An 845-nucleotide genomic window follows, 5' to 3' on the forward strand; every position below is an offset into this window, starting at 1 on the left:
CGGACGTTGCGGGCGGTCTCGGTGACGCTGTCACCGCCGAACTTCTCCGCGACCGCGTCCGCCAGCACCAGCGCGACCATCGCCTCGGCGACGATCCCGGCCGCCGGCACCGCGCACACGTCGGAGCGCTGGTGGTGCGCCTGCGTGGCCTCGCCGGTGACCACGTCCACCGTCTTCAGGGCCCGCGGCACGGTCGCGATCGGCTTCATCGCCGCGCGCACCCGCAGCAGCTCACCGGTGGTCAGGCCGCCCTCGGTGCCGCCGGAGCGGCCGGTGGCCCGCCGGATGCCCGCACCGGTGGCGACGATCTCGTCGTGCGCCTTCGAACCCGGCACCCGCGCCAGCTCGAAGCCGTCACCGACCTCGACGCCCTTGATCGCCTGGATGCCCATCAGGGCGGCGGCGAGGCGGGCGTCCAGCCGGCGGTCCCAGTGCACGTGCGAGCCGAGGCCGACCGGCACGCCGTAGGCGAGCACCTCGACGACGCCGCCGAGCGTGTCGCCGTCCCGGTGGGCCTGGTCGATCTCCGCGACCATCGCCTTCGACGCGTCGGCGTCCAGGCAGCGCACCGGGTCGGCGTCGAGCTTCGCCACGTCCGCCGGGGCCGGGTAGACGCCGTAGGGCGCCTTGGCCGCCGCGAGCTCCACGACATGGCTGACGATCTCGATGCCGGCGGTCTCCTTCAGGTACGACCGCGCGACCGCGCCGAGCGCCACCCGGGCCGCGGTCTCCCGCGCCGAGGCCCGCTCCAGCACGGGCCGGGCCTCGTCGAAGCCGTACTTCTGCATGCCGGCGAGATCGGCGTGGCCGGGCCGGGGCCGGGTCAGCGGCGCGTTGCGCGCCAG

1 protein-coding gene is annotated in these 845 nt (G+C 75.7%); it reads right to left on the minus strand.

Translation table 11 applies throughout. The annotated features are described in order from the left end of the window. Nucleotides 1–845, minus strand: an 845-nt coding sequence (gene aroC, locus ACFF45_RS35510) for a chorismate synthase (protein ID WP_381351174.1), incomplete at both ends; no start/stop codon positions are given.

Origin of the sequence: Streptomyces cinereospinus, assembly GCF_042430725.1 — a bacterium.
GTDB lineage: Bacteria > Actinomycetota > Actinomycetes > Streptomycetales > Streptomycetaceae > Streptomyces > Streptomyces cinereospinus.